The sequence below is a fragment of the Baekduia sp. genome (assembly GCF_035685985.1).
Classification (GTDB): domain Bacteria; phylum Actinomycetota; class Thermoleophilia; order Solirubrobacterales; family Solirubrobacteraceae; genus Baekduia.
Map to the genome: position 1 here is coordinate 215,146 of NZ_DASRZV010000013.1, position 25,130 is coordinate 240,275.

The 25,130-nt window shown below is 73.3% G+C and carries 28 protein-coding genes, 1 pseudogene and 1 riboswitch; of the genes and pseudogenes, 22 read left to right on the forward strand and 7 right to left on the reverse strand.

Going from position 1 to position 25,130, the window contains the following annotated elements; translation table 11 throughout:
- Positions 1-16: 16 nt before the first annotated feature.
- The gene (locus VFG42_RS06210) at positions 17-415 is read left to right on the forward strand and encodes a PaaI family thioesterase (RefSeq protein ID WP_324906372.1); all 399 of its coding nucleotides are present in this window, start codon (positions 17-19) and stop codon (positions 413-415) included.
- Between the two features lie 665 nt (positions 416-1,080).
- Here the strand turns inward: VFG42_RS06210 and VFG42_RS06215 are convergent.
- A complete protein-coding gene (locus tag VFG42_RS06215; RefSeq protein ID WP_324906374.1) occupies positions 1,081-2,523 on the reverse strand; it encodes a wax ester/triacylglycerol synthase family O-acyltransferase in 1,443 nt (480 codons plus the stop codon).
- 172 nt (positions 2,524-2,695) lie between these two features.
- On the opposite strand from VFG42_RS06215, the gene VFG42_RS06220 reads away from it, so the two are divergent.
- The 6 genes from VFG42_RS06220 (at position 2,696) to VFG42_RS06245 (ending at position 9,311) form a co-directional block, all read left to right on the forward strand.
- Complete coding sequence (locus tag VFG42_RS06220) at positions 2,696-3,241, forward strand: RNA polymerase sigma factor (protein ID WP_324906376.1); 546 nt, start codon at positions 2,696-2,698, stop codon at positions 3,239-3,241.
- An 11-nt stretch (positions 3,242-3,252) separates the two neighbouring features.
- Positions 3,253-4,395, forward strand: a complete 1,143-nt coding sequence (locus tag VFG42_RS06225; RefSeq protein ID WP_324906378.1) for an amidohydrolase family protein — start codon at positions 3,253-3,255, stop codon at positions 4,393-4,395.
- A 45-nt stretch (positions 4,396-4,440) separates the two neighbouring features.
- Positions 4,441-4,673, forward strand: a riboswitch (cyclic di-AMP (ydaO/yuaA leader).
- 6 nt (positions 4,674-4,679) lie between these two features.
- The gene (locus VFG42_RS06230) at positions 4,680-5,384 is read left to right on the forward strand and encodes a septal ring lytic transglycosylase RlpA family protein (protein WP_324906380.1); all 705 of its coding nucleotides are present in this window, start codon (positions 4,680-4,682) and stop codon (positions 5,382-5,384) included.
- Positions 5,385-5,459: 75 nt separating this feature from the next.
- Positions 5,460-6,560 carry a DNA polymerase IV gene (gene dinB / locus VFG42_RS06235; RefSeq protein WP_324906382.1) on the forward strand — a complete coding sequence of 367 codons (1,101 nt, stop codon included), beginning with the start codon at positions 5,460-5,462 and terminating at the stop codon, positions 6,558-6,560.
- Positions 6,561-6,571: 11 nt separating this feature from the next.
- Positions 6,572-7,390 (forward strand): alpha/beta fold hydrolase, encoded by an 819-nt coding sequence (locus VFG42_RS06240; RefSeq protein WP_324906384.1) that lies wholly within the window; start codon positions 6,572-6,574, stop codon positions 7,388-7,390.
- Positions 7,391-7,436: 46 nt separating this feature from the next.
- Positions 7,437-9,311, forward strand: a complete 1,875-nt coding sequence (locus VFG42_RS06245; RefSeq protein ID WP_324906386.1) for a methyl-accepting chemotaxis protein — start codon at positions 7,437-7,439, stop codon at positions 9,309-9,311.
- Between the two features lie 90 nt (positions 9,312-9,401).
- Here the strand turns inward: VFG42_RS06245 and trxA are convergent, their stop codons facing one another.
- Entirely contained in the window at positions 9,402-10,145 is a 744-nt protein-coding gene (gene trxA, locus VFG42_RS06250) for a thioredoxin (RefSeq protein ID WP_324906388.1), read from the reverse strand.
- A gap of 58 nt (positions 10,146-10,203) precedes the next feature.
- Here trxA and VFG42_RS06255 point away from each other — a divergent pair, with 58 nt between their 5' ends.
- From VFG42_RS06255 to VFG42_RS06275, 5 genes and pseudogenes are all read left to right on the forward strand, one after another.
- Positions 10,204-10,959 carry an alpha/beta hydrolase gene (locus VFG42_RS06255; protein ID WP_324906390.1) on the forward strand — a complete coding sequence of 252 codons (756 nt, stop codon included), beginning with the start codon at positions 10,204-10,206 and terminating at the stop codon, positions 10,957-10,959.
- 19 nt (positions 10,960-10,978) lie between these two features.
- Positions 10,979-11,416: pseudogene (locus VFG42_RS06260) on the forward strand (ABC transporter permease subunit); the annotation flags it as partial.
- A 9-nt stretch (positions 11,417-11,425) separates the two neighbouring features.
- Complete coding sequence (locus VFG42_RS06265; RefSeq protein WP_324906392.1) at positions 11,426-11,845, forward strand: hypothetical protein; 420 nt, start codon at positions 11,426-11,428, stop codon at positions 11,843-11,845.
- Positions 11,846-12,244, forward strand: a complete 399-nt coding sequence (locus tag VFG42_RS06270; protein ID WP_324906394.1) for a DUF3052 domain-containing protein — start codon at positions 11,846-11,848, stop codon at positions 12,242-12,244.
- Positions 12,241-13,038, forward strand: coding sequence for a thioesterase family protein (locus tag VFG42_RS06275; RefSeq protein WP_324906396.1), 798 nt, complete (start codon positions 12,241-12,243; stop codon positions 13,036-13,038). Before VFG42_RS06270 ends, VFG42_RS06275 begins: the two co-directional genes overlap by 4 nt.
- Here VFG42_RS06275 and VFG42_RS06280 read toward each other — a convergent pair.
- Positions 13,035-13,223: a hypothetical protein gene (locus VFG42_RS06280; RefSeq protein ID WP_324906398.1), complete on the reverse strand. Its 189-nt coding sequence runs from the start codon at positions 13,221-13,223 to the stop codon at positions 13,035-13,037. The genes VFG42_RS06275 and VFG42_RS06280 overlap by 4 nt on opposite strands.
- A 22-nt stretch (positions 13,224-13,245) precedes the next feature.
- Between VFG42_RS06280 and VFG42_RS06285 the strand changes: the two genes are divergently transcribed.
- The 4 genes from VFG42_RS06285 (at position 13,246) to pdxH (ending at position 15,815) form a co-directional block, all read left to right on the forward strand.
- Positions 13,246-13,476 (forward strand): low temperature requirement protein A, encoded by a 231-nt coding sequence (locus tag VFG42_RS06285; RefSeq protein WP_324906400.1) that lies wholly within the window; start codon positions 13,246-13,248, stop codon positions 13,474-13,476.
- Positions 13,473-14,660 carry an aminotransferase class I/II-fold pyridoxal phosphate-dependent enzyme gene (locus tag VFG42_RS06290; RefSeq protein WP_324906401.1) on the forward strand — a complete coding sequence of 396 codons (1,188 nt, stop codon included), beginning with the start codon at positions 13,473-13,475 and terminating at the stop codon, positions 14,658-14,660. Before VFG42_RS06285 ends, VFG42_RS06290 begins: the two co-directional genes overlap by 4 nt.
- A gap of 63 nt (positions 14,661-14,723) precedes the next feature.
- A complete protein-coding gene (locus VFG42_RS06295; protein ID WP_324906403.1) occupies positions 14,724-15,098 on the forward strand; it encodes a response regulator in 375 nt (124 codons plus the stop codon).
- A 51-nt stretch (positions 15,099-15,149) separates the two neighbouring features.
- Positions 15,150-15,815: a pyridoxamine 5'-phosphate oxidase gene (gene pdxH, locus VFG42_RS06300; protein ID WP_324906405.1), complete on the forward strand. Its 666-nt coding sequence runs from the start codon at positions 15,150-15,152 to the stop codon at positions 15,813-15,815.
- Here the strand turns inward: pdxH and VFG42_RS06305 are convergent.
- Positions 15,812-16,705: a hypothetical protein gene (locus VFG42_RS06305; RefSeq protein WP_324906407.1), complete on the reverse strand. Its 894-nt coding sequence runs from the start codon at positions 16,703-16,705 to the stop codon at positions 15,812-15,814. The two genes, pdxH and VFG42_RS06305, sit on opposite strands and share 4 nt — an antisense overlap.
- A 174-nt stretch (positions 16,706-16,879) precedes the next feature.
- On the opposite strand from VFG42_RS06305, the gene VFG42_RS06310 reads away from it, so the two are divergent.
- Positions 16,880-17,131 (forward strand): hypothetical protein, encoded by a 252-nt coding sequence (locus VFG42_RS06310; protein ID WP_324906409.1) that lies wholly within the window; start codon positions 16,880-16,882, stop codon positions 17,129-17,131.
- A gap of 119 nt (positions 17,132-17,250) precedes the next feature.
- Positions 17,251-17,592, forward strand: coding sequence for a hypothetical protein (locus VFG42_RS06315; RefSeq protein WP_324906411.1), 342 nt, complete (start codon positions 17,251-17,253; stop codon positions 17,590-17,592).
- A 2-nt stretch (positions 17,593-17,594) separates the two neighbouring features.
- On the opposite strand, the gene VFG42_RS06320 is transcribed toward VFG42_RS06315, so the two are convergent.
- From VFG42_RS06320 to VFG42_RS06330, 3 genes are all read right to left on the reverse strand, one after another.
- Entirely contained in the window at positions 17,595-19,259 is a 1,665-nt protein-coding gene (locus tag VFG42_RS06320; protein WP_324906413.1) for a histidine kinase, read from the reverse strand.
- Between the two features lie 41 nt (positions 19,260-19,300).
- Positions 19,301-20,905: a hypothetical protein gene (locus VFG42_RS06325; protein WP_324906415.1), complete on the reverse strand. Its 1,605-nt coding sequence runs from the start codon at positions 20,903-20,905 to the stop codon at positions 19,301-19,303.
- A gap of 212 nt (positions 20,906-21,117) precedes the next feature.
- Complete coding sequence (locus VFG42_RS06330; protein ID WP_324906417.1) at positions 21,118-22,344, reverse strand: hypothetical protein; 1,227 nt, start codon at positions 22,342-22,344, stop codon at positions 21,118-21,120.
- A 250-nt stretch (positions 22,345-22,594) separates the two neighbouring features.
- On the opposite strand from VFG42_RS06330, the gene VFG42_RS06335 reads away from it, so the two are divergent.
- The 4 genes from VFG42_RS06335 (at position 22,595) to VFG42_RS06350 (ending at position 24,973) form a co-directional block, all read left to right on the forward strand.
- Positions 22,595-23,839 (forward strand): DEAD/DEAH box helicase, encoded by a 1,245-nt coding sequence (locus VFG42_RS06335; RefSeq protein ID WP_324906419.1) that lies wholly within the window; start codon positions 22,595-22,597, stop codon positions 23,837-23,839.
- An 88-nt stretch (positions 23,840-23,927) separates the two neighbouring features.
- On the forward strand, positions 23,928-24,185 hold the full coding sequence (locus VFG42_RS06340; protein WP_324906421.1) for a GlsB/YeaQ/YmgE family stress response membrane protein: 258 nt from the start codon (positions 23,928-23,930) through the stop codon (positions 24,183-24,185).
- The gene (locus tag VFG42_RS06345; RefSeq protein ID WP_324906423.1) at positions 24,182-24,409 is read left to right on the forward strand and encodes an RNA-binding S4 domain-containing protein; all 228 of its coding nucleotides are present in this window, start codon (positions 24,182-24,184) and stop codon (positions 24,407-24,409) included. Before VFG42_RS06340 ends, VFG42_RS06345 begins: the two co-directional genes overlap by 4 nt.
- A gap of 63 nt (positions 24,410-24,472) precedes the next feature.
- Entirely contained in the window at positions 24,473-24,973 is a 501-nt protein-coding gene (locus tag VFG42_RS06350; protein WP_324906425.1) for a VOC family protein, read from the forward strand.
- The last annotated feature ends 157 nt before the right edge of the window (positions 24,974-25,130 follow it).

Genomic DNA, 25,130 nt, shown 5'->3' on the forward strand with positions numbered 1-25,130 from the left:
ATCGTGCCGCACCCCGATGGAGCTTCAACTGCCGTTCACACTCGACCAGGGGTTCGACGCCCTCTACGGGCTCGTCATCGACGCCTACGACACCGACGCCGGCGTCATGACCGGGCACGTCGACGTGACCCAGAACCACCTCCAGCCGGCCGGGCTCGTCCACGGCGGCGTCTTCGCCTCGATCGCCGAGTCGATGACGTCGCTGGGCACCTGGGTCGTCGTGTCGGCGGACGGCAAGTCCGCCCAGGGCCTGTCGAACCAGACCTCGTTCCTGCGCCCGATCCTGGAGGGCACGATCCACGCGACCTGCCGCGTGCGCCACCGCGGCCGGACGACCTGGGTCTGGGAGGTCGAGATCGCCGACGACCAGGAGCGCCTCTGCGCCCTGGTGCGGATGACGATCGCGGTGCGCTGAGCGATCGGTCGGCCGTCGGCGCAGCGGCCCCGCTCGACCCGATCGCATCCAGTGGAAGGTTCGGGCCAGGACGGGTGGGCGGGTGGACGGCCGGTGCCACCGAGGTCGGTGGCGCGTGCTGCGGTGGGAAGGCGGCGAGGGGATGAGGCCGGGTCGGCGTGGCCGCCGCGTGGTGTCGTCCTCCGGCCGTGCGACGGGCGCGCGCCTCCGGGGCCGGGTTGCCGGGACCCCTTGCATCCAGACAGACCCTCGGCCGTCCCGGCGAGACTCGGCCGTCAGCGCTTCGCGGCGCTGGTGGTGGGGCCGGCGTCGCCCGGGAGTGCGACGAAACCGTTCCGGGTCGCCTTCTGACGCCTATACCGTCACCAAGCGACCCGCATCCCGTGGTTCGGCCCCGAAGCTCGCCCCTTATCGGCCGAGGGACCCACCCCCGCGCTCCGGCTAGCGTCCGAGCCAGTACTCCAGGAACGCCCGCAGCCTCGGGTCCTCCGCCGTCGTCGCCGTGATCGCGCGGCGAGGAGGTCGGCGGTCAGGTCCGAGCCCGCGACGTCCCGCGCCAGCACGCGCGCGGCGTCGAAGAGCGTCGCGTCGGCGGCGGTCTCGACGAGGAGGTTCCCGGCGCGCAGCTCGTCCTGCCAGGGGCGCGGGTCGGTCGCGGCCGCGCCTCACGACGGCACGACGCCGGTCGGGCGGCGGCGCGGGCCGGTGCGGCCGTAGCGGTCGTCGGCGCCGGTCGCCGCGCCGAGGTCGTCGATCGCCTCCTCCAGGTGCGTGGCGATGTCCTCCAGGTCGGGCAGCGCGTCGAAGTCCCCCAACAACCCGAAGCCGAGCCGGCCGTTGTAGGACATGATCGCGATCCCGAGCGCCTGCTTGAGCGCCAGCGGCACGACCGGGTACAGGCCGCGCAGGCGACGACCCAGCAGGTACAGCTCGAACTGCGGCCCGGGGACGTTCGTCACCACCAGGTTGAAGAACCGCTGGCGGGCCTGCAGCCGCGCGGCCTGGGACATGATCGTCGGCGGCGCGAAGTCGGCCAGCTGGGTCAGCGTCTCGGCGCCGACGGCCTGGCCGGACTCCTTCAGCCCCTTCATCGCGGCGTGGACGTCGTCGAAGCAGGCGATCGGATCCTCGACGCCGACCGGCAGCGGCGCCCACATCGTCGCCACGCGGTTGCCCAGCGCGCCGCGCTGGGCCTCGGCGCGCACGCTCACCGGCACCATCGCGCGCAGCTCGAGGCCCTCGGTGTCCTCGCCGCGGTCGCGCATCCAGCGACCGAGCGCGAGCGCGACGCTCGTCAGCACCACGTCGTTGACGGTCCCGCCCAGCGACGCCTTGATGGCCTTGAAGCGCGCGAGGTCCGCGTCGACCCACGTGTAGCGCCGGTGCGGCCCGATCGGCACGTTCAGCGGCGAGCGCGGGGCGGGGCTGAGGCTCGCGGCGGCCATCGAGCCGAGCCCGCCGACGCCGCGCGCCACGCGGCGGGCGACGAGCCGCGGCGCGCGGGTCAGCGCGCGCACGCCGCGCGCCGCCTCGGCCGGGACCGTCGTGCGCTCCAGCAGCGCCTCGGCCAGCAGCTCGGTCGCGGTCGGCACGGGACGGGGGAGCCACGGCGAGGCCGGCGGCGCGGGCGGCGCCGGCTCGCGCGCGGCGTCGAACAGCACCGAGACGATGTCGACGCCGCTGACGCCGTCGACCACCGCGTGGTGCGTCTTGCTGAGGATCGCGAAGCGCTCGTCGCTGAGGCCCTCGACCAGCCAGATCTCCCACAGCGGCTTGGCGCGATCCAGGCGCTGGCCGAAGATCCGCGCGGCCAGCCGCTTCAGCTCCTCGTCGCCGCCCGGCGCGGGCAGCGCGGTGTGGCGGATGTGGTACCCGGCGTTGAAGTGCGGGTCGTCGACCCACCGCGGCCGGCCCTGGCCGAGCGGGACGAACGCGAGGCGCTGGCGGTAGCGGGGCACGAGGTGCAGGCGCGCCTGGATCGCGTCCAGCAGCTCGTCGTAGGCGGGCGCGGGGCCGTCGAACGTCATGACGGCGGCGACGTGCATGTGGGCGCCGCCGTCCTCGAGGTGGAGGAAGGAGGAGTCCAGAGCGGTCAGGCGTGCGGGCACGGTCGCGATGCTCGCACCGCGCGGGATGCGCGGCAAGGTCCCGCGCGACAAGTTCTTGCAGGGAGACTGCACACTGTATGTTGCCAACCTTCAACACCGTGTGTAGGGTGCTGAGGCCACGGGTAGGCCACGTGACGTCGGCCTTTCCACCACGGACCCGGAGAACCGCCACATGGACCTCAGCGACCCCGTCACCTTCGGCCGCGTCTACGACGAGCATCGCCGCGGGGTCCACGCGACGGCCTACCGCGTGCTGGGGTCGACCGCCGCCGCGCAGGACGTCGTCCAGGACGTGTTCCTGCGGATGTGGCGCAACCCCTCCAGGTACGACGCGCGGCGCGGCGAGCTGGGCAGCTACCTGCGGCTCATGGCCCGCTCGCGGGCCGTCGACCTGTGGCGCGAGGGGCAGGCGTCCGGCCGCGCCGAGGACCGCCTCAAGGGCGCCGTCGCGCACGAGCCGCCGCGCCCCGACGCCCAGCCCGACCACCTCGCGCTGGAGTCCGCCGACCGCACGACCGTGCGCGCCGCGCTGAACCGCCTGCCCGCCGCGCAGCGCGAGGCCCTCGTGCTCGCCTACTGGGGCGGGCTGACCGCCGACCAGATCGCCGAGCGGTCGGACATCCCGCTCGGCACCGCCAAGAGCCGGATCCGGCTCGGGCTGGCCCGCCTGCGGACCGAGCTGGCCTCGCTGCGCGGAGCCGAGGCCGTCGCCGCGTAGAGTCCTGCGGCGTGCCCGTCCGTGGACTGCCCTACGACGACGTCGTCGACGACCTGCGCGACCGCGAGCTGGCCTGGCTGCGCGACGGCGCCGGCGCGGTCGAGTGGTTCGACGCCCACACGCACATCGGCCACCACGACCCCGACGGCTTCGAGGCCGACCCGCACGAGCTGATCGAGGCGCTCGACGCCGCGGGCCAGCGGCGGGCGCTGCTGTTCGCGATGCAGGAGCCCGACGGCTACCGCGAGCCCAACGACTGGGTGATCCGGTCGTGCGCGGAGTCCGGCGGGCGGCTGGTCGCGCTGGGCCGGATCGACCCCAACGCGCCCGACGCGATCGAGGAGGCCCACCGCGTGCTGGAGGCCGGCGCGCGCGGCTTCAAGCTGCACCCGCGCAGCGACGCCTTCAGCTTGCCCCACCCGGTCGTCGAGCAGGTCGTCGCGCTGGCCGGCGAGCATCGGCTGCCGGTGCTCTTCCACGCCGGGCGCGGGATCCCGGACCTCGGCTCCTCGGTGGTCGAGATGGCGCGCGAGCACCCCGGCGCGCGGCTGATCCTCGCGCACGCGGGGATCAGCGACCTCGGCCTGATCGCGCCGCACGCGCGCGAGTTGTCCAACATCCTGTTCGACACCTCGTGGTGGCACATCGCGGACATGCTCACGCTGTTCACGACGATCCCGCCCGGGCAGATCCTGTACGCCTCGGACATGCCCTACGGCGGCCCGCGCTTCCCGTCGTTCCTGATGCTGCGCTGCGCGCGCGCCGTCGGGCTGAGCCCCGAGCAGGCGCGGTCGATCGCCGGCGAGCAGACCGCGCGCGTGGTCGGCTCCGAGGACCTGGCGGACCTCGGCCCGGCCGTCGGCGACGGCCGCGTCGGCCGCCGCGTCCTGGCCTACGAGCGCGTGATCGGCTACCTCACCGCGGCCGTCCAGATGACGTTCCGCGGCGGCGATCCGACCGAAGCATTGTCCTTGGCGCGCCTGGGCTGCCAGGCGCCGGAGGATCATCAGCACCGCGCAGTGCTGAACGAGATCGACCGCTACCTCGCGCTCTCCCAACAGCGTCTCGCGGAGGGCACGGATCCTGTCGGGTTGATCTACCCGGCGATGATCGGCATGGTGCTCGCCGGCACCGCCGAGCCGCTGGCCGTGTGACCTCAATCACACAACATCCCGAGTTCGCGGGTACCTTGACGAACGCTTGTTCGAACGCCGAGCCGTCTCCGCCTGACATCACATAGGGAGACGGGCGGGGGACCCAACTGCCCGGTCGTGGGTGCGGACCGACCGGATTGGGGCGAATCGCGGGCCTGATGGCCCGGTAGCGACCGAGACGACGTCGCGGGCCAGCGCTGTCCATGAGCGAGGGCCGGCGCAGGGCGTCCTCGTCGCGAGCCCGTCAGCTAACCCCGTAGGCGCTGACTACAGGAGGTGCCTCCTTGAGGCTCTTGAACCTGCGCGTCCTGGGGCTTTCCGGCGCGCTGCTCAGCACGACCATCCTCACGGTCGCTCCGGCGATCGCGAACTCCGACACCCATTCCCCGGCTGCCGCTCCCGCGGCCGCCACGCCCGTGGCCTCCAAGGCCTCGTCCTCGCTGACGGTCTCGTCGGTGCGCCGCACGGTCATGGCCGGCAAGCGCGTCGTCGTCCGCGGCACGCTGCGTCCGGCCCCGGCCGGCCGCGCCGTCGTCTCGCTGCAGATCGGCAAGCGCGGCGGCGGGTGGCTGACGGTCGACCACGACCGCACCAGCAGCAAGGGGCGCTACGTCCTGGCCTGGCGCGCGTCGAAGACCGGCACGCGGCGCGTTCGCGTCCACTTCGGCGGCACGCGCCAGCTGTCCTCGGCCCGTCACCTGGCCGGGACGACGAGCATCTACCGCCGGGCGCTCGCGTCCTGGTATGGGCCGGGCCTCTACGGCGGGCATCTCGCCTGCGGCGGCACGCTGACGCCGGGCACGCTCGGCGTGGCCAACAAGTCGCTGCCGTGCGGCACCAAGGTGACGCTGCACTACCACGGCCGCACCGTCCGCGTGCCCGTGATCGACCGCGGCCCCTACGTGGGCGCCCGCGAGTTCGACCTGACCGCCGCCACGAAGGCCAAGCTCGGCTTCGGCTCGACCGGCACGGTCCTCACGACGCGCTGACCCACGGCGTCGTTCCCGGCCACCGCCCGCCGGGGCCGCGCGTCGCCGTCGCCGGCGCCGCGTACCCTGGCGGGCATGGCCAAGCGGGTCATCGCGCACCTCGACTGCGACGCGTTCTTCGCGTCGGTCGAGCTGCAGCGGCGTCCCGAGCTGCGCGGCCTGCCGGTGATCGTCGCCGGGACCGGACCGCGCGCGGTCGTCACGACCGCGTCCTACGAGGCGCGCAGGTTCGGCGTCGGCAGCGCGATGAGCGCGGCCGAGGCGCGGCGGCGCTGCCCGCAGGCGATCACGATCCCGCCCGACCACGCGGCCTACAGCGAGAAGTCGCGCGAGGTGTGGGGGATGGTGCGCGAGCGCCTCGCGGTCCTCCAGCAGGCCGGGATCGACGAGGCCTACGCCGACCTGACCGGGATCGAGGAGAAGCCGATCCCGTTGTTGAGGTCCTTGATCGCCGACGTCCTGGAGGCGACCGGCATCCAGATCTCGGCCGGCGTCGCGCCCAACCGCCTGGTCGCCAAGATCGCGTCGGACCTCGGCAAGCCCGCGGGCTTCGTCGCCATCGGCCGCGAGCAGTGCGCGGCGCACATCGCCGACCGCTCGCCGCGGATCGTCCCCGGCATCGGCCCCAAGACCGCGGCGCGGCTGGCCGAGATGGGCTACGCGACGCTCGGCGCGTTGCAGGACGCGCCGGTCCAAGAGCTTCAGGAACGCTTCGGCGAGCGCTACGGGCACGACCTGCACCGCCGCGCGCACCTGCACGACGAGTCGCCGGTCGAGACGACGCGCGTGGCCAAGTCGCGCTCGGTCGAGACGACGTTCGACACCGACGTCGCCGACCACGCCGAGCTGGAGTCGATCCTGCGCGGCCAGGCCAAGAAGCTCGCCGAGGCGCTGCAGCGCAAGGAGACCCGCGGGCGCAACGTCGCGATCAAGGTGCGGCTCGACGACTGGACCACGGTCACGCGCGCCCGCACGATCGACGCCTACGTCAACGACGAGGCCACGATCATCGAGGTCGCGCTGGCGCTCTTTCGCGACTACGCGCCGCCGCGCCCGGTCCGCCTGCTCGGCGTCCGCGTCGCCTCCTTCGAGGACGAGGCCGACGAGGCCGAGGCCGCGGGGCCGCCGCCCCGGCCCGTCCCGCCGGGCCAGCTCGTGCTGCCGATCAGCGTGTAGCGTCCGCGAGCATGTCGCACCTGACCGTCGGCGGGCGCCGCCTCTTCCACCAGCGGCGTGGCACGGGGGACGAGCCGCTGCTGCTGATCCAGGGCATGAGCGGGACGCACCTGGCCTGGGGCGAGCCGTTCGTCTCGGAGCTGGAGGGCGCCTTCGACGTCGTGGCCTACGACCACCGCGGGATCGGGCGCAGCGACCCGGTGACCGACCCGTTCACGATCCAGGAGCTGGCCGCCGACGCCGCCGGGCTGCTGGACGAGCTGGGGTGGGAGACCGCGCACGTCGTCGGGATCTCGATGGGCGGGATGGTCGCCCAGGAGCTGGCGCTCGCGCACCCCGAGCGGATCCGGACGCTCACGCTCGGCTGCACCTACTGCGGCGGCGAGGGCTCGGAGCTGGCGCCGCCCGCGACGATCGAGAAGCTCGCCGCCGGGATGCAGTCCGGCGACCGCGAGCTGGCGATCCGCAACGCGTTCGAGGTCAACGTCTCGGCGGCGTTCGCGCGGGAGCCCGGCGCCTTCGACGCGTTCCGCGCGATGGCCAAGTCGCTGCCCGCGCCGGTCCCGGTGATCATGCTGCAGATGCAGGCGATCGCCGGCCACGACACGAGCGCGCGGCTGCCGTCGCTGGAGTTGCCGACGCTCGTCGTCCACGGCGACGAGGACGCGATGCTGCCGGTCGGCAACGGGCGCATGATCGCGTCGCTGATCCCCGGCTCCCGGTTGGAGATCCTCACCGGCGTCGGGCACATGTTCTGGTGGGAGCAGCCGGTGCGCAGTGCGGAGCTGATCCGCGGCCACGCGCGCGCGGCGGCTGGCCGAATGGCGTAGCCGATCGGGGGGCATTCGCGCTCTGACATACAGTGAGCGCCGCTGCGTGCCGAAGGAACGGGCGACCATGTTCTCGTTCTTCCGCTCCAAGAAGCCGGACCCGGCGCTCGCCCAGCTCCAGTCGCGACTGGACTCGCTGGAGGCCAACTGCCTCACGTCCCTCGAGCGCGGTCTGGCCGACATGGCCGCCGGGACGCTGACGACGAGCGCCGAGGCCGTGACGCGGCCCATCGACCTGCACTCCGACGATCCGCAGGTCGCGCGACTGGTGGAGACGTTCAACGCGATGCTGCGCCGGGCCCAGAACGCGCTCACGGCCTACGAGCGCCATCGCGAGGAGCTGCGCGGCGCGCTCGGCGACCGCTCGTCGCTGCGGGACCTGCGCACGCGCCTGGTCTCGCTGGACGAGCACTGCCTGCAGGAGCTGGGCCTGGGCCTGCGCGCCGTCGCCGAGGGCGACCTGACGGGCGAGCTCGCGCCCGCGACCAAGCCGATCGAGGTCCCCGTCGGCGCCCACCCCGGCGACCTGGCCGAGACCTTCAACTCGATGCTGGCCCGCGCCCAGGGCGGCCTGGACCAGTTCAACCTCATGCGCGAGGAGCTGCGCGCCGCGCTGGGCGACCGCTCCTGCCTGACCGACCTCTCGGCGCGGCTGGACTCGCTGAACGACCACTGCCTGACCGCGCTGGAGGGCGGCCTGAGCGCGGTCGCGCGCGACGGCGACCTCGGCGTCGCCGCCACGCCGGTCACCACGCCGCTGGTCGCCCGCGCCGGCGACGACCTCGGCGCGCTGGCCCAGACGTTCAACGCGATGCTCGGCCGCGCGCAGACCGCGATCGAGGCCTACAACGCGATGCGCGCCGACCTCGGCGCCGTCGCCGGCACCGCGGCGCGCATCGCCGACGGCGACCTCACGGTCACGGTCGCGCCGAAGTCCGCCGACGACGTCCTGGGCAACGCGTTCGCGGAGATGACCGCGAGCCTGCAGAACGTCGTCTCGCAGGTCGCCGACACCGCCACCGGCCTGCGCGCCGCGTCGGTCGAGATGGCCCGCAGCTCGGAGGAGACGCACCGCGCGATCGAGGAGATCGCCCACGCGATCGCCGACGTCGCCACCGGCGCCGAGCGCCAGCTGGTGGTCGTCGGCTCGGCCCAGGAGGTCGCGGTCGACGTCGTCGGCGTCACCAGCGCGTCGGAGGCGACCGCCGAGGACGCCCGCACCGCCGCCGCCGACGCCCGCGCCGCCGCCGAGGAGGGCGCCCGCGCCGTCACGACCGCGACCAGGGCGATGGTCGCCGTGCGCGAGTCGTCGGCCGCGATCACCGAGACGATGGCCGACCTGGAGGCCAAGTCCCAGCAGATCGGCGGGATCGTCGAGGCGATCACCGGCATCGCCGAGCAGACCAACCTGTTGGCCTTGAACGCGGCGATCGAGGCCGCGCGCGCCGGCGACCAGGGTCGCGGCTTCGCGGTCGTCGCCGACGAGGTCCGCAAGCTCGCCGAGGGCTCCCAGCAGGCGGCCCGCGAGATCGGCGGCCTCGTCGGCTCGATCCAGGGCGAGACGCAGCGCGCGCTGAGCGTCGTCGAGACCGGCGCCGCGCAGACCGAGGACGGCGCCGCGACCGTCGAGCAGGCGCACGCCGCGTTCCTGCGCATCGACGGCTCGGTCGGCGACGTGCACGACCGCGTCGTGCAGATCACCGACGCCGTGCGCAAGATCTCGCTGTCGTCGGCCAAGGTCCAGGGCGACCTCGACGACATCGTGTCGGTCGCCCAGCAGTCCACGGCGGCCACCGAGCAGGTGTCGGCCTCCACCCAGCAGACCTCCGCCTCGGCCCAGGAGATCGCGACCGGCGCCCAGGATCTGGCGCGCCGCGCGGACGCCCTGGCCGACCTGGTCGCGACCTTCAAGGTCGCCTAGATGGCGTCCCGGAGCAGGGACCGGGTGTCGACCGTGTCCGTCCGGCGCGTCGCCTGAACGCGCGCCGGGCGGGTGCGAGGTCGGCGCGTCCTAGTAGAGCGCGCCGGCCAGGCGGCGGCGCGCGTCGCGCGCGAACGGGTGGTCGACGCCGAACGCGTCGAGGATCCCGACGACGACCTTGCGCAGGTCGTCCTTGGAGCCGTTGGCGTTGGCGATCGCCTCGATCAGCAGGTCGACGGCCTGCTGCGGGTCGCCGCCGTCCAGCGCTTTGAAGGCGTCCAGCGTCTTGGGGTCGCCCTCGCGCTCCAGGCGGATGCGGGCGGCGAGGCCGTCGGCCATGAAGTCGCCCTCGGCGTTGGCCAGCGTGGCCAGCGCGCCGTCCAGGTCGCCCTGCTTGCGCTGGAGGATCGCCAGCTTGACCTTCGCGTCGGCGCGCCCGGGCTCCAGCTCGATGGCGCGCTTGAGCGACTCCTCGTCGCCGGCCTCGACGAGTCCATCGGCCTCCGAGGGCAGCAGCCCGTCGAGGAACTGCTGGACGCGCGCGGGCGGCAGCGCGCCGACGAACTCGTCGACGACCTTGCCGTCCTTGAAGGCCTTGACCGCCGGGATCGACTGGATGCCGAACTGCGCGGCGAGGCGCTGGTTGGCGTCGGTGTCGAGCTTGGCCAGGACCATCTGGCCCTCGCGCTCGCCGACCTCCTTCTCGAGCACCGGGCCCAGCGCCCGGCACGGGCCGCACCACTCCGCCCAGAAGTCCACGACCACCGGGACCTCGTGCGACTTGTCGATGACCTGCTGCTGGAAGTCCTGCTCGGTGACGTCGATCACGGCCATGTGACCTAGGGTAGGGGGCGCGATGTTGTACGTGGAGCGAAGTGGGGAGGGAGCACCGGTGGTGCTCCTGCACGGGCTGACGGCGACCCACCGGTACGTGGTCATGGGGTCCAAGTCGCTGCAGCGCGCCGGGCATGACGTGGTGGCCTACGACGCGCGCGGGCACGGGGCCAGCGACCCGGCGCCGACGCCGGAGGCCTACGGGTACGAGGACCTGGCGCAGGACCTGCTGTGGGTCCTGGACCAGGCGGGCATGGAGCAGGCGGTGCTCGCGGGCGCCTCGATGGGGGCGCACACCGCGATCCGCCTCGCCCTCGACCACCCGGAGCGGGTCGCGGGCCTGGTCGTGATCACGCCCGCCTACGACCCCGAGAGCTGGCCCGGGAACCTGGAGCGCTGGGACGCGCTGAGCGCGGGCCTGCGCAAGGGCGGGGTGGACGGGTTCGTGGAGGCCTACGGGGACGAAGGCCCGGAGAAGTGGCGCTCGACGCTGCAGACCGTGTTGCGCCAGCGCCTGAGCGCGCACGAGCACCAGGCCGCCGTGGCCGACGCGCTGCGCGCCGTCCCGCGATCGCGCCCGTTCGCGTCCCGCGACGACCTCACGCGCATCGCCGCGCCCACCGTGGTCGTCGCCGACCGCGACGAGCCCGACCCCGGCCACCCGCTCGCCGTCGGCGAGGTGTACGCGTCGCTCATCCCGGGCGCGCGGCTGGTCGTCGAGGAGGAGGGCCAGAGCCCGATCGCCTGGCAGGGCGGGCAGCTGTCGAAGGTCATCGCGTCGGTCGTGGCGGAAGCCGGCCTGTCGGCGGCGTGACGCGCGCGACCCGCGCGGCTGGGGCTCGCGGGCGCTGCAGGCCGTCGCGATGACCGCGCTGTGCGCGCCGGTCTACGTCGTCGGCGACAGCGCGACCGGCTGGCTGAGGTCCATCGTCGTGCCCTGGATCGTCGTCGGCCTGCCGCTGGCCGGCATGTGCCTGCGGACCATGTTGGGGCAGATGGTCGAGGTCGGCGACGAGGAGTTCGTCCGCGCGGCCCGCGCCAAGGGCCTCAGCGAGCCCGCGATCCGCCGCCGCCACATCGCGCCCGCGGCGCCGGCGCCCACCGCCGTGCTCGCGTCCTCCGCCATGCCCGTCCTGATCACCAACGTCGTCCTCGGCGAGCGGGTCTTCTCGATCGACGGCGTCTTCCGCGACCTCACCCACTCCATCGGCACCGCCAACGTCCCGCTCATCCTGGACCCTCGTGTCCGCGCCGGTACCGCGGCGCCGTAGGCTGTCGCCATGAACGTCGACTGGGTGATCCCGTGCCGGTACGTGGAGGTCCACGACAACCTGGGATCGATGATCGGGGCGGGGATCGACACCTTCTGGGTGCCGGAGCTGCCGGCGGCGCTTCAGGTCCTGTGCGCGGTGCGGCTGACCGCGACCGCCGAGGAGCTGACCACGGGCATGACCCACAAGATGCGCAACGTCGTCACCGACCCGTCCGGCGAGATCGTCAGCGACGTCGGCGGCGAGTTCGAGATCGGCACCGAGAACCCGCGGAGGGAGTGGCTCAACGGCATCGTCCTGCCGTCCGCCATCCAGTTCGAGGCGACGATCGCCGGCAGCTACCAGCTCGAGCACATCGTCGACGCCGACTCCAAGTCGATCCCCCTGCACGTCGTCGAAGGTCAGCCGGAAGAGGAGGAAGAGGCGTAGGTGTCGGTCGGCTACAGCGGCACGCCGCTGGTCAAGAAGCTGGGCGTCAAGCCCGGGACGAGGATCGCGATCCTCGGCGCGCCGGAGGGGTTCGCGCTCGACCTGCCGGAAGGCGTCGCGGTGAGCGCGCGGCTGGGCGGCAGCAAGGACATGGTGTTGATCTTCGTGACCGCGCGGCGGGAGCTGGAACGGCGGCTGGACGCGCTGCGGAGGGCGATCGCGCCGGACGGGATGGTGTGGGTCGCGTGGCCGAAGAAGGCGTCGAAGGTGCCGACGGACATGACGGAGGACGTGGTGCGCGAGGTCGTGCTGCCCACGGGCCTGGTCGACGTGAAGGTCTGCGCGATCGACGAGACGTGGTCGGGGCTGAAGGTCGTCATCCGCAAGGAGCTGCGATGAGCGCGGACGCCGCGCCCGCCGTCTTCACCCCCGACGGCGACCTCCTGGTCCCGTCGGCCCACGCGCGCGGCCCGTGGGACCCGGACGCGATGCACGGCGGCGGGCCCGCCGCGCTGCTGGCGCGGGCGATCGAGGCGCTGGAGACTCCCGGCCCGATGCGCCTCGCGCGCCTGGCCGTGGAGTTTCCCCGGGCGGTGCCGCTCCAGCCCGTCCGGGCGACCGCCACGATCACGCGGCCCGGCAAGCGCCTGGCGCTGGCCACCGCGGAGCTGGCGCTGGCCGACGGCACGCCGGTCCTGCGCGCCAACGCGACGCTGCTGCGCCGCGGCGACGTCGCGATCCCCGACACCTCGCGCATCGACGACCCGCCGCCGCCCGGCCCGGACGGCGCGGAGCCGATCGCCTGGCGCGGGGCGGGGGAGGACGAGGGCTTCCACCTGACCGCGACCGAGATCGTCGTCCCCGAGCGCGAGGGCCCCGGCCGCCTCGGCTGGTTCCGCTTCGCGATGCCGCTCGTCGCGGGCGAGACGCCGACGCCCGTCCAGCGCGCCGTCGCCTTCGCCGACTTCGGCAACGGGATCTCCCGCACGCTCTCGTTCCGCACGCACCTGTTCGTCAACACCGACCTGACGATCCACCTCGTCCGCGAGCCCGCCGGCGAGTGGGTCGGCGTCGACGCCCGCACGGACTTCGCCGACGACGGCGTCGGCCAGGCGACCTCGGTGCTGCTCGACTCGGCCGGCGGCGGCCGCCTCGGCACCGCCGCGCAGTCGCTGTTCGTGGACGCGCGTTAGCCGGCGTGCCGGGCTCGCGCCGCCTTGACCGCGCGCTTCGGCGCGTCGACCACGTACGTCCGCTTGCCGGTCCGCTCCGCGAACCCGTCGCGCGCCAGCCGCTTCAGGACGACCGGGCACCGCTTGCAGCGCGGCCCGCTCTGGCAACACCGCTTCTTGGCCTTCACCTCACGCGGCGTCGCCATCGTCTGCGAGGCTAGCGAGCGGATGAGCGAGGACGTCGAGCCCGAGCAGCGCGTCACCGCGCTGGAGCTGTTCTTCGACCTCGTGTTCGCCTTCGCGATCGCCCAGGTCACCGCGTTGATCGCCCATGACCCGCGGGCGGTCCCCGCGCTTGCCGCGCCGGCAGCGGTCGCCGTGCTCACCTGCGCGCTGATGGCGTATGAGTTCGTGCACTTCCACGAGGCGCGCGAGCGCCTGCGCCACGCCCTGACATGACCGCCGATCCCGATCACCACCGCCCGCGCCCCGAGCGGCTGGCCCGCCTGCCCGAGCAGTACTTCAAGGGCATCCTGGCCGCCGCCGCGCACGCCGCCGCCCAGCCCGGACCCGAGTTCATCGACCTCGGCCGCGGCAACCCGGACATCGCGCCGCCGCCGCACGCGATCGACGCGCTGCGCGAGGCCGCCTCGCACACGGCCACTCCGCTGGTCCACGGCTACCCGCCGTTCGGCGGCCACCCCGAGCTGAAGCGCGCGATCGCCGAGCGCTACAAGAACGACCACGGCGTCGAGATCGACCCGGACACCGAGGTCGCGGTCATCCCCGGGACCAAGACGGGGATCATGCTCGCGACGCTGGCCGCCGCGGGCGACGGCGACGCGGTCCTGCTGCCCGACCCGGGCTACCCGGACTACCTCAGCGGCGCGGCGCTCGCCGGCGCTCAGGCGATCCCGCTGCCGCTGGACCCGGACGACGACTTCCAGCCCGACTTCGCCGCCGGCGCGGCGGCGAGCGCCGGAAGCGAGGTCGCGCTGGTCGTCCTCAACTACCCCTCCAACCCGACGTCGGCGACCGAGCGGCCCGGCACGTTCGAGGCCGCGGCGGCCTACGCCCGCGCCCGCGGGGCCTGGGTCCTCAACGACCTGGCCTACGGCTTCCTCGCCTACGACGGCACCCGCGCGCGCTCGATCCTGGAGGTCGAGGAGGCGCGCGACATCGCGATCGAGCTGTGGTCGCCGTCCAAGATCTACGGGATGGCGGGCTGGCGCGTCGGCCTCGCGGTCGGGGCGCCGACGCTGATCGCGCGCCTCCAGACGCTGCTGGACCACGCGACCGCCGGCGTCTGGACCGGCATCCAGCGCGGGCTGGTCGCCGCGCTGACCTCCGACCAGGCCGACGTCGCGCGGCGCCGCGCGATCTACGAGCGCCGCCGCGACCTGCTCACCGGCGCGCTGACCGCCGCCGGCGCGCCGACCGCGCCCGCCCGCGGCTCGTTCTTCCTGTGGTGGAAGCTGCCCGAAGGCCTCACGCCGCGGCGGCTGATCGAGGAGCACCGGATCGGCGTCGCGCCCGGCGAGGGCTTCGGCGCGACCGGGGCGGGCTGGGCGCGCCTGTCGCTCGCGCTCCCGGACGGGACGATCGCCGAGGCCGCGGCACGGCTCACCGCCGCCCTGGAGTAGGAATTCGTTCGAATCCTGCCGGGCCGGCACACGGCGGGGGCACATCGCGTTAGATTCAGGTGCATGGCCGAGGCCACCGTCCTCGTGGTGGACGACGACGCGGGTTTCCGCGCGTACGTGCGCGCCGCGCTGGAGGGCGACGCGTTCCGCGTCGTCGAGGGCACCAGCGCCCAGGACGCGGTCGACGTCGCGCTCCGCGAGCGGCCGCACGCGATCCTGCTCGACTGGCGCATGCCCGGCGGCAGCGGCATCGTCGCCTGCCGCAACCTGCGCGCCGAGGCCGACCTCACCGGCGTGCGCATCGCGATGATCACCGGCCTGGACGACGAGCGCGACCGCACGCTGGCCCGCCACGCCGGCGCCGACGCGTTCCTCGTCAAGGACGGCGATCCCGACGCGCTCACGCGTCAGGTACGCCGCCTGCTGGTCGCGCCGTAGCGCGCCGGCCACCAGCGAATGAATGAATCACGACACTAGGCTCCGAGGGGCATGACCGACACGCCCGATCCCCAGCACCTCGCGGCGATGCGCCGCAGCTACGAGCGCGGTGGCCTGGACGAGGCCGATCTGGCGCCGACGTGGAGCGCGATGCTGGGCCGCTGGCTGGCCGACGCCGAGTCCGGCGGGATCGGCGAGCCCAACGCGATGGTCGTCGCGACCGCCGACGCCGACGGGCGCCCGAGCGCGCGGACCGTCCTGCTGAAGGGGCTGGACGAGGACGGCATCACGTTCTTCACCAACTACGACTCGGCCAAGGGGCAGGACCTCGCGGTCAACCCGATGGCCTCGGCCCTCTTCCCGTGGGTCGACCTGCAGCGCCAGGTCCGGCTGACCGGCCCCGTGCGCAAGCTCGACGACGCGGGCTCCGACGCCTACTTCGCCTCGCGGCCCTACGGCTCGCGGATCGGCGCGGCCGCCAGCCCGCAGTCGCGGGTCGTCCCGGACCGCGCCGCGCTGGAGGCCGCCGAGGCCGCGCTGATCGCCGCGCACCCCGACCCGCCCGGCGACGTGCCGCGCCCGGCCTCCTGGGGCGGCTACGTCGTCCAGCCCGACACGGTCGAGTTCTGGCAGGGCCGCGCCAACCGCCTCCACGACCGCCTGCGCTATCGGCGGACGGCCGCGGGGGCGTGGGTGACCGAGCGGCTGGCGCCCTAGACCAGGTGCCAGAGCGCCGAGGTGCCGAGGGCCTCGCGGCGCACGCGGCCCTCGGCGGCCGCCCCGATGAGCAGCCGCTCGGCCTCGGCCTCGTCGACCTCGCCGAGGTTGGTGGTCATGCACGCGGCGACCTCGCGGGTGACCGGCGCGTAGGGGAGGGCCTGGAGCACCTCGACTGGGTCGGTGGCCGCCGGTCGGCGCTCCAGCGTCACGTCGAGGTTGGCCAGCGCCGTGTCATAGGCCTCGATCGGCTGGAAGCCGCCGACCTCCAGGCTCCGGCCGTCGGCGGTCTCGAAGATGATCGAGGGCGCGGTGTAGCGCACGGCCCCGTCGGTGTTGGCCTCGCGGCCCTGGGCCTCGGTCGGCTTGCCCGCGGCGGTCCGCGACAGCGCGCGGTCCTCCTGGTAGGCGGCCTCGACGTCTGAGTCGGTGATCGCGGCGGCCAGCGCCGCGGCGTCGACGCCGTCGATCGGGCGCTCCTCGAGTGCTGCCTGCAGGTCCCCGGGCGTGTCCAGCAGCAACGTGGTGGTGAACTGGGCGAGCTGGAGCGCGCGGAAAACCGCGAGCTCCACGTCGGCGCCGTGGCGCAGGCGCGCGGCGACGACGAGGCGGCAGGCCTCGCCGGTGCCGGTCACGCGCTCGCGCGGCTGGCCGCCGAACGGCATGCCGAAACGTCGCCCGAACGCGCGGTAGCCCTGAGCGCTGCGTGCGGCCGTGTAACCGGCCTCGAGGTAGCGGTCGGGTCCTTCGGAGAGGCCGATGAGCACCAGGCGCCAGTGCAGCTGGGCGCCGAAGCGCCAGCGGAGCACGGCGTGGGCGGGCGAGGCCGAGTACGCCCACGGGCAGTGGGGGTCGCTGAAGTGGGTGAGGGAGATCGTGGTGGAGGGCATCGACAGAGATCGTTGCACGAGCAACCGTCGCTGTCGAGGGACCGCTCCCAGACGTTCAAGCACAAGATCTTGCGGCGACTACTTGCACAAGAGACGACTTATAGGCAAGGATTTGCTGCAAGCACGGCGAACCCACCGCGCGACGCAGTCCAAACCACTACGAGGAGGCCAACCATGGCAACGGAGCGACCCAGCGGACTGAAGCAGCGTTCCTACCTGATCGGCGCCGACGAGATCAACTGGCTCGAGACGGCCGCCGGCAAGACGAAGCTGACCCAGAGCGACCTGGTGCGCCTGGCGCTGCAGCGCCTGCGCAAGGACCTCGGTGCTGCGCGCAGCCTGAAGCTCGAGGCGGTCGAGACGCTGGCCAAGGGCACCAAGTGGGCCCCGGTCAAGCGCGGCGGCCCCCGTCGCCGCTCGTCCTAGCGGACGCCGCGGGCACGACGCCACACTCCTGAGCGCCCCGGCGCCGCGGTGGACGGACGTCCGAAGACGGGCATCCACACTGCGGGGCCGGGGCGTGGCGGTCGATCCAAAGGGCGTCCATGTCTGCCGCCCCTGACCTCGACTACGTCCGCATCATCAACCAGGCCCGCCTGGAGCTGGAGACCGCGGGCAACCCGTCCTACGTCGTGGTCGTCGTCGACGGGGACAGCCAGGCCCATCTGGCGCCGATGGTCTACGCGACCGTCGGTCCGGCCTCGGACCACGCCAGCCGCCTGAACCGCGCCGCCTTCGAGACCGGCGAGCGCGTCGTGATCGTCAGCCGCTCGGCCGCGGGCCGGCGCGCGATGTTCACGGTGGTGGAGCCGCGCACGATGCGCAAGCTGCACCAGCGCCTCGAGGTGATCGAGGAGACCTTCGCGGAGATCGACGCCGCGATCTAGGCCTAGGCCTTGGTGGCGTCGCCGACCGCGTCGCGGTCGTCGCCACCGCCGCCGGCCGCCGGCTCGTCGCGCTCGTCGGCGACGGCCTTGTACCAGAGCAGCTGCATCGGCTCCTCGTCGGTGAACTGCCAGCCGGGCTCGCCGAACAGCAGCGCCAGCTCGTCGCGGATCGTCGCGTAGAAGCTGCGCCGGTCCGACCGCCAGGACTCGAGGTCGGCGACGCCGACGTCCTCGGGCTCCAGCCAGTCGTCGTCGACGTCCATGAACGGCACCGACGCCACGCCGGTCACCTCGACGGTCGCGCGCCGGCGGCCGAGGTGGTCCATCACCGGCAGGCGCTGGCCGACGCGCGGCGCGCCGCCCTCCAGCTCCCACTCGCGCGCGAGCGTGACCGACAGCGTCTTGGCCCCGGAGATCACGGCCTGGATGTTGCGCTCGCCGCGCCCGCCGTCCTCGGCGTGCCCGAACTCCAGGAACGGCTCGTTGGCGCTGCGCCACGGCGCCAGCGGGATGACCGCGGTCAGCGTGGTGCCCTCGCCGGGCGGGGAGTCGACGGTCAGCTCGCCGCCCAGCGCGGCGACGCGGTCCTTCAGGCCGGCCAGGCCGCTGCCGCCCGCGGGGTCGGCGCCGCCGCGGCCGTCGTCGGCGACCGTTACGACGGCCTCGCCGAGCAGGCTGGAGGCGCTCACGCGCACGCCCTCGGCCTGCGCGTACTTCACCGCGTTGGTCAGGCCCTCGGCGGCGAGGTAGTAGGCGGTCAGCTCGATCGGCGCGGGCAGGCGGCGGTCGGGCAGCGCGTCGATCCGCATCGGGATCGGCGAGCGCGCGGCCAGCGCCTCCAGCGCGGAGCCCAGGCCCTTCTCGGTCAGCCCGGCCGGGTGCAGGCCGCGGGCCAGCTCGCGCAGCTCGTCGGTGGCCAGCTTGGCCTCCTCGTGCGCGCGGTCCAGCAGTTCCAGCGCGGCGCCGTCGACGTCGTCGCCGAGCTTGCGCCGCGCGATGCCGATCAGGTGGCCGAGCGCGACGATCCGCTGCTGGGCGCCGTCGTGGAGGTCGCGGCCGATCCGCTGGCGCTCGCTGTCGGCGGCATCCAGGACGCGGGCGCGCGCGGCGGCGACCTCGGCGTCGCGGGTGCGCAGCGCGGCGGCGTGGCGGCGGCGCTCGATCTCGGCGCCGGCGCGCGCGGCGAAGATCCGCAGGACCGCCAGCTCGTCCTCGTCGGGCTGCATCGGCCGCGAGGCCATCAGCGCGACGTAGCCGACCTGCGCCTCGTCGGCGCCCGGCAGCGCGACGCCGAGGTAGGAGTCCAGGCCGAAGTCGCGGACGTAGCGGTCGCGCGGGTAAGCGTGCGAGGTCCCGATCGGCAGCACGAGCATCCCGTCGCGGCGCACGACCGAGCACGGCATCGTCTCGTCGAGGTCGAACTCGTAGCCCTCGGGCATCTCGACGCCGTCCTGCCAGCGCGCGAGGACGCGCACGCGGCCCTCGGCCGGGGCGGGCAGGTGCTCGCCGATGAACGCCAGCTCGGCGCCGAAGGCGGCGGCCAGATGGCGGACCATCGCGCGCAGGAAGGCGTCTCCGACATAGCCCGCGGTGCCGGCGGCGAGCCGGCGCAGCAGGTCGCGCTCTCGCGCGGAGGTCGGGTCGTTCGGGACGTCGGCGGTCGGCACGAGGGCCGGAATGGTACCCGTGCCGACCGCTGGGTCAGGTGCTAGCGCGTGTTCAACGCGACGCCGCGCGGGAGCGTGAACGTCGGGTAGGACCGCGGGTTGGACGCCTTCTCGCGGACGCTCGTCGCCAGCCGGTAGACCGCGGCGCTCTGGCCCTTGGGCGCCGGGACCGTGATCGAGAACGTGCCGTCGGAGCGCGGCTTGAAGCGCTTGACGAGCACGACCTTGTGGCAGGAGACGCGGCGCACGACGCGCACGTCGGACAGCGGCGTGGTCAGCGGCCGCACGACGCGGCCGGCGATCTTCACCGTCTTGCCGTCCTTGGAGGACGTCAGCGAGGACACCACCAACCGCCGCTGGAGCTTGAGCGGCAGCGACAGCTCCTTGCCGATCTCGGCGCGGTAGCGCAAGGTGTTGGCCTTGGTGTGCGAGGCCATGAGCGCCTTGGCGGGCAGCGGCGCGGTCGTCTCGAACGACCCGTCCTTCTTGACGGTCGCGTGCGCGACGACCTTGTTGCCGCGGCGCAGGCGGATCGCGACCTTCTTGCCGACGTAGCCGCGGTTGGCCGCGCCCAGGAGCTTGACGCGCCCGTTCTGCTCGAGCACGTCGACCAGGATCAGCTTGCGGTCGCTGCAGGCCAGCAGCTGGTCGGCGACGCTCTGGCCGGCGACCGCGCCGGTGCTGGTCTTGGTCGTGGTCGTCGTCGTGGTGGTGGTCGTGGTCGTCGCGCAGGCGCCCGCGGCCGCGCCGACCTGGGCCTCGCCGAGCGTCGCGTCGAGGATCGGCTGTCCGCCGAGCGAGATGTAGGCGTGCAGCGCGCGCTGGGTCAGCGTGCCGTCGGCGACCGTCTGCTCATTGGGCGAGAGCGTCACCTGGGCCAGCGCCGGCGGGATCGCGATCGGCGGGACCGCGGCCAGCGCGGACCGGACCTGGCTCAGCAGGGGGGAGAGCAGGTTGACGGCGATCGGCAGCAGGCCGGTCTGGTCGTAGGCGACCAGCTCGGTGAGGTCGATGTTCGTCAGCGAGATCGAGCGCGTGTCGATCAGCGGCAGGGCGGTGTTGACGACGCCGTCGGCGTTGACGCTCTGGCCGAGCACCTGGAGACCGGCGATCGTGCTCGCCCCGGTCAGCGCCGGGGTCCCGCTCTGGCACGAGACGCCCGCGGTCGACTGCAACACGTCGGCCGACAGCAACGCCGGGATCGAGTCCGGGATCAGGTTCAGCAGCGTCTGCTTGAGGTCGATCGTGATGCCGGTCACGGTCGGCAGCCCCGGGATCGGCAGCGCGGGCAGGCCGGGGACGGTGATCGGGGCCAGCGGCAGCGCGTCGATCGCGTCGACGACCTGCCGGCGGGCCATGTCGAGGATCTCGGGCGACGCGACGAGCTGCGCCGACGCGATCCCGCCGGTCGCCGAGCCGGTGGCCGCGTCGCCGTCGTAGGCGGTGCGGGCGGTCAGCGCCGAGGCGCTGAGCAGCGGCGGCAGCGTGACCCCGGGGATCGCCTCACCGGTGGCGCAGGCGCCGTCCCGACCCTGCACGACCGGCTCGATCGGCGTGGACCCGAGCACGGTCGCGCGCAGCGGCGACGCCTCGCAGTGGAACGCCGGAGCGGCTTGGGCGGCACCCGCGCCGGCAGCGGACAGCACGGCGCCCGCGGCTCCCGCGGCGAGCGCCCAACGGACCTCATACCTCATCAACGACCCCTGTCTTCCCCTTGTGGACCGGACGGGTGCCTCCCAGCACCCGGAATCCAGTGTTCCGAACCCGGCGCGGCCGTGCGCCAGTTGCACCTCCGGCCGGTCCGTTACCCGTCCGGCGCGGCTTCCACACCGCACCGGACGGATGAGCGATGACGGGGTTACTGCAGGAGCATCTTCGGCTCGCCGGCGCCGGTGAGCCCGGTCCCGGAGATCGTGCACGCGCCGCCCTTGGGCGTGCCGCCGTTGTAGGCCTGGCGGACGCAGTTGCGCAGCGCGAGCTGGCCCCAGTAGTTGGGGTGCAGCGACTCCTGGACCTGGTAGGGCCCGAAGACCGTCGAGACCGTGCGGATCTGGTTGACCCACTCCGTGTTGTCGACCGCGCCGGACTGCGTCCAGGACGTGTAGCCCTTCTCCTCCAGCAGGCCGACCGTGTTCTCGCACAGGCGACGGCCGTTGAAGGCCGACTGCAGCTCGAGGATCTTGACGTTCGACAGGCCGGTCGCCGTCGCGGCGCTCTTGACCGCGTTGTTGATGGTCGGCAGCGCGGTCGCGTTGGCCCAGTTGGCGTCGTTGTTCCAGAACCCGCAGCCGCCGGTGTTCTGGCGCGTGTAGCCGGTCTCGCCGTAGCGGAAGCCCGACCCGCTGGGGATCGGCGACTCGTAGTCCTGCACGACGATCGCGTACTGGCTGTCGGCGTAGCCCGCGTTGACCATGGCCTGACGGATGTTCAGGATGCCGTTCTTGATGGCCGTGGTCTGGGCGGCGATGTTGGCCGCCGTGAAGTTGGCCGTGACCGACGAGTCGTCGTTGCAGTAGTCCCTCCACCAGGACGGCGACAGCAGCCAGTCCTCGACGCAGGACTGCACGATCGACGCGAAGTTGAAGTTGTTGCCGCCGATCGACAGTGAGATCATCTTCACGTTGTGCGTGGTCGCGAAGCTCTGCAGCATCAACGCCTGGCCCTGCTTGGTGCCGCTGGAGTAGAAGTCCAGGCCCGGCTTGAAGCTGTCGCCGTCCGACGTCGAGGTCTTCGCGCCGCTGCAGGCGAAGTTGATGCCGTTGACGCCGCCGCCGATGTAGACCTCGGCCGACTTCGACCGGTGGCAGCCGCTGATCTGCTCGGCCGTGTTGGTGGCGTTGTCGTAGTAGGCGGTGCTGCCCAGCGCGTCGACGTAGGACGAGCTGGAGTTGGAGTTGCCGGCCCAGCGGCCGGCCTCACCGGAGATGTAGGAGTCGCCGACGCTGGCGACGTAGGGGCTTCCGACCCCGGGACCGTCCGCGCGCGCGACGCCGCCTCCGTGCAGGGCCAGCGCGCCGAGGACCGCGATCGCGACCACGGCTCCGTTCCGGCGCACGCTCGCGCGCGCCGTCGAGATGTACGACATGATGATGCTCTCCTCCTGGTTCGTTGGACCCGGAGAGCGAACCTAACCGGTGGGCGAGTGGCTGTGTGACAGATGCATGCCGGATGTCACGCGACCGACCGGTGTCAGGACGCTGCTAGCCTGAAGGGCGCGGTTGCGACACCGATGTCGCCCGCGAGGCAGCTACACGGGTCCCGCCAACGCCGGCGGTTCGGGTCAGCAGTCTCCCCCGAATCGTCCGCGGCCCTGAGATAGCCGCACTGGAGCACCTATGTCTTCGCAGTCCTTTGCCGACCTCGGCGTGTCCAAGGCCGTGTGCGCCGCGCTGGCCCAGCGTGGCATCACCGAGCCGTTCGCCATCCAGTCGCTCATCGTCGGCGACATCCTCGACGGGCGCGACGTGCTCGCGCAGTCGCCGACCGGCTCGGGCAAGACGCTGGCCTTCGGCGTCCCGATGCTCGACCGCCTCGACGCCAACGGCTACGGCCGTCCGTCGGCGCTCGTGCTGGCCCCGACGCGCGAGCTGGCCTCGCAGATCGTCGACGAGCTGTACCCGCTCGCCCACGCGCGCGCCCTGAAGATCACCGCCGTCTACGGTGGCGTCGGCATCAACAAGCAGGAGCGCGAGGCCACGCAGTCGCACATCGTGGTCGCGACGCCCGGCCGCCTGGAGGACCTCCTGCAGCGCGGCAAGCTCAAGCTCGACAACGTGTCGTTCCTGGTCCTCGACGAGGCCGACCGGATGCTCGACATGGGCTTCCGCCCGGCCGTCGACCGGATCGTCGCCAAGTGCCCGCGCGAGCGCCAGACGGTGTTCCTCAGCGCGACGCTCGAGGGCCCGGCGGGCGTCGTCGCCCGCGAGTACACCTCCGACCCGGCCGAGCACGCGATCGAGCCCGACGTCGACCGCCTCGCGGCGATCCAGCACCGCTTCGTCGCGGTCGAGCGCGACGACCGGCTCATGCGGCTCGTCCAGGAGCTGAAGGCCGACCGCGACCTCGCGCTGGTCTTCGTGCGCACCAAGCACGGCGCCGACCGGCTGGTGAAGCGGTTGGCGCGCGAGGGCGTCAAGGCGGTCGCCATGCACGGCGACAAGTCCCAGCGCCAGCGCGAGCGCGCCCTGGACCAGTTCGAGCGCGGCGAGGTCGACACGCTCGTGGCCACCGACGTGGCGGCGCGCGGCATCGACGTCCGCGACATCTCGCACGTCATCAACTTCGATCCGCCCGAGGACGGCGACACCTACACGCACCGCGTCGGCCGCACCGGCCGCGCCGGGCGCACGGGCTCGGGCATCACGTTCGTCGGCACCGAGCAGGCGGGCGACGTCCAGAAGATGGCCGGCCAGCTCGGCATCCTCGACCAGTTCGGCCAGTCTGGGCTGCTGCGCAGCGAGCGCGGCGGCGCCAAGCCGCCCGCCCAGGGCGGCGCGCCGCGCACGACCGGCGCGCGCAAGCGCAGCCGCTCGCGCTCCCGCAAGGGCAGCGGCTCGACCTCGGGCCGCCACGCGCGCTAGCAGCTAGCCCGTCCCGCGATGCGGGTCACTCCGAGCGTCACATGGACGTCGGGAGTGACCCGGATCGCCCGGCGATAGGCTCCGGGGCGTGCTGGGCGCCGTCATCCTCGGTCTCCTCGCCGGCTACCTCGGCCGGGCGCTGACGCCCGGCCCGGGGCCGACCGGCTGCTTCCCGACGCTGGCCATCGGCCTCGTCGGCTCGTTGGTGGGGTACTTCATCTTCACCGAGGCCCTGGGCATCGGCGACGCCGAGATCCTCGACCTCGGCGGCCTGCCCGGCGCGGTCCTGGGCACCATCCTGGTGTTGGTGCTCCTGCAGGCCATCGGCCGGGGGACGCGGCGATGAGCGAGTCGCGCGAGATCCCGATCCGCGGCGAGATGATCCGCCTCGGCCAGCTGCTCAAGCTCGCCGACGTCGTCGACGGCGGGGGCGAGGTCAAGGACTTCCTGGCCGAGCTCGGCGTGACCGTCAACGGCGAGCCCGAGGACCGCCGCGGCCGCCAGCTCCATCCGGGCGACGTCGTCGTGATCGACGACGAGGAGGAGCTGCGGATCGTCGGCGCCGGCTGACGCGGCGCGGACCGCTCGCGCGCGGTCGCGATGAGTTCTCCGCGGCCGGCCCGTCCGAGGGACATGCCCAGGATCGTCCCGAACCTCTGGTTCGACACCAACGCGCGGGAGGCGGCGGAGTTCTACGTCTCCGTGTTCCCCAACTCGCGCATCACCGGCACCAGCCACTACACCGAGGCGCGCCCCGGCCCGGGCGGGCCGGGCTCGCTGCTGACGATCTCCTTCGAGCTGGACGGCACGCCCGTGCTGGCCATCAACGGCGGGCCCGCGCACGCCGGCTTCACGGAGACGTTCTCCTTCATGATCGAGTGCGAGGACCAGGCCGAGATCGACGCCTACTGGTCCAAGCTCACCGCCGACGGCGGCAGCGAGGGCCCGTGCGGCTGGTGCAAGGACCGGTTCGGCTTCTCCTGGCAGGTCGTGCCCAAGGGCATCGACCGGTTCTGGGCCGACCACGACGAGGCCGCGGTCAACCGCGCGATGAGCGCGCTGTTCGAGATGCGGAAGATCGACGTCGCCGCCCTGCGGGCCGCCGCCGCAGGCGAGACGGCCCCGAGCGCCTAGTGTCGTGATTCATTAATTCGCTGGCCGCCTCCGGGCGCTCGCCGCCGCCATGCGCTCGTCGCTGATCCTCAACGACCCAAAGGGTCGCCTGCGGTCATCGACGACCGCCTGACGGGGCCGAGCATCCCGGAAAGCTGCGACCGAATCAATGAATCAC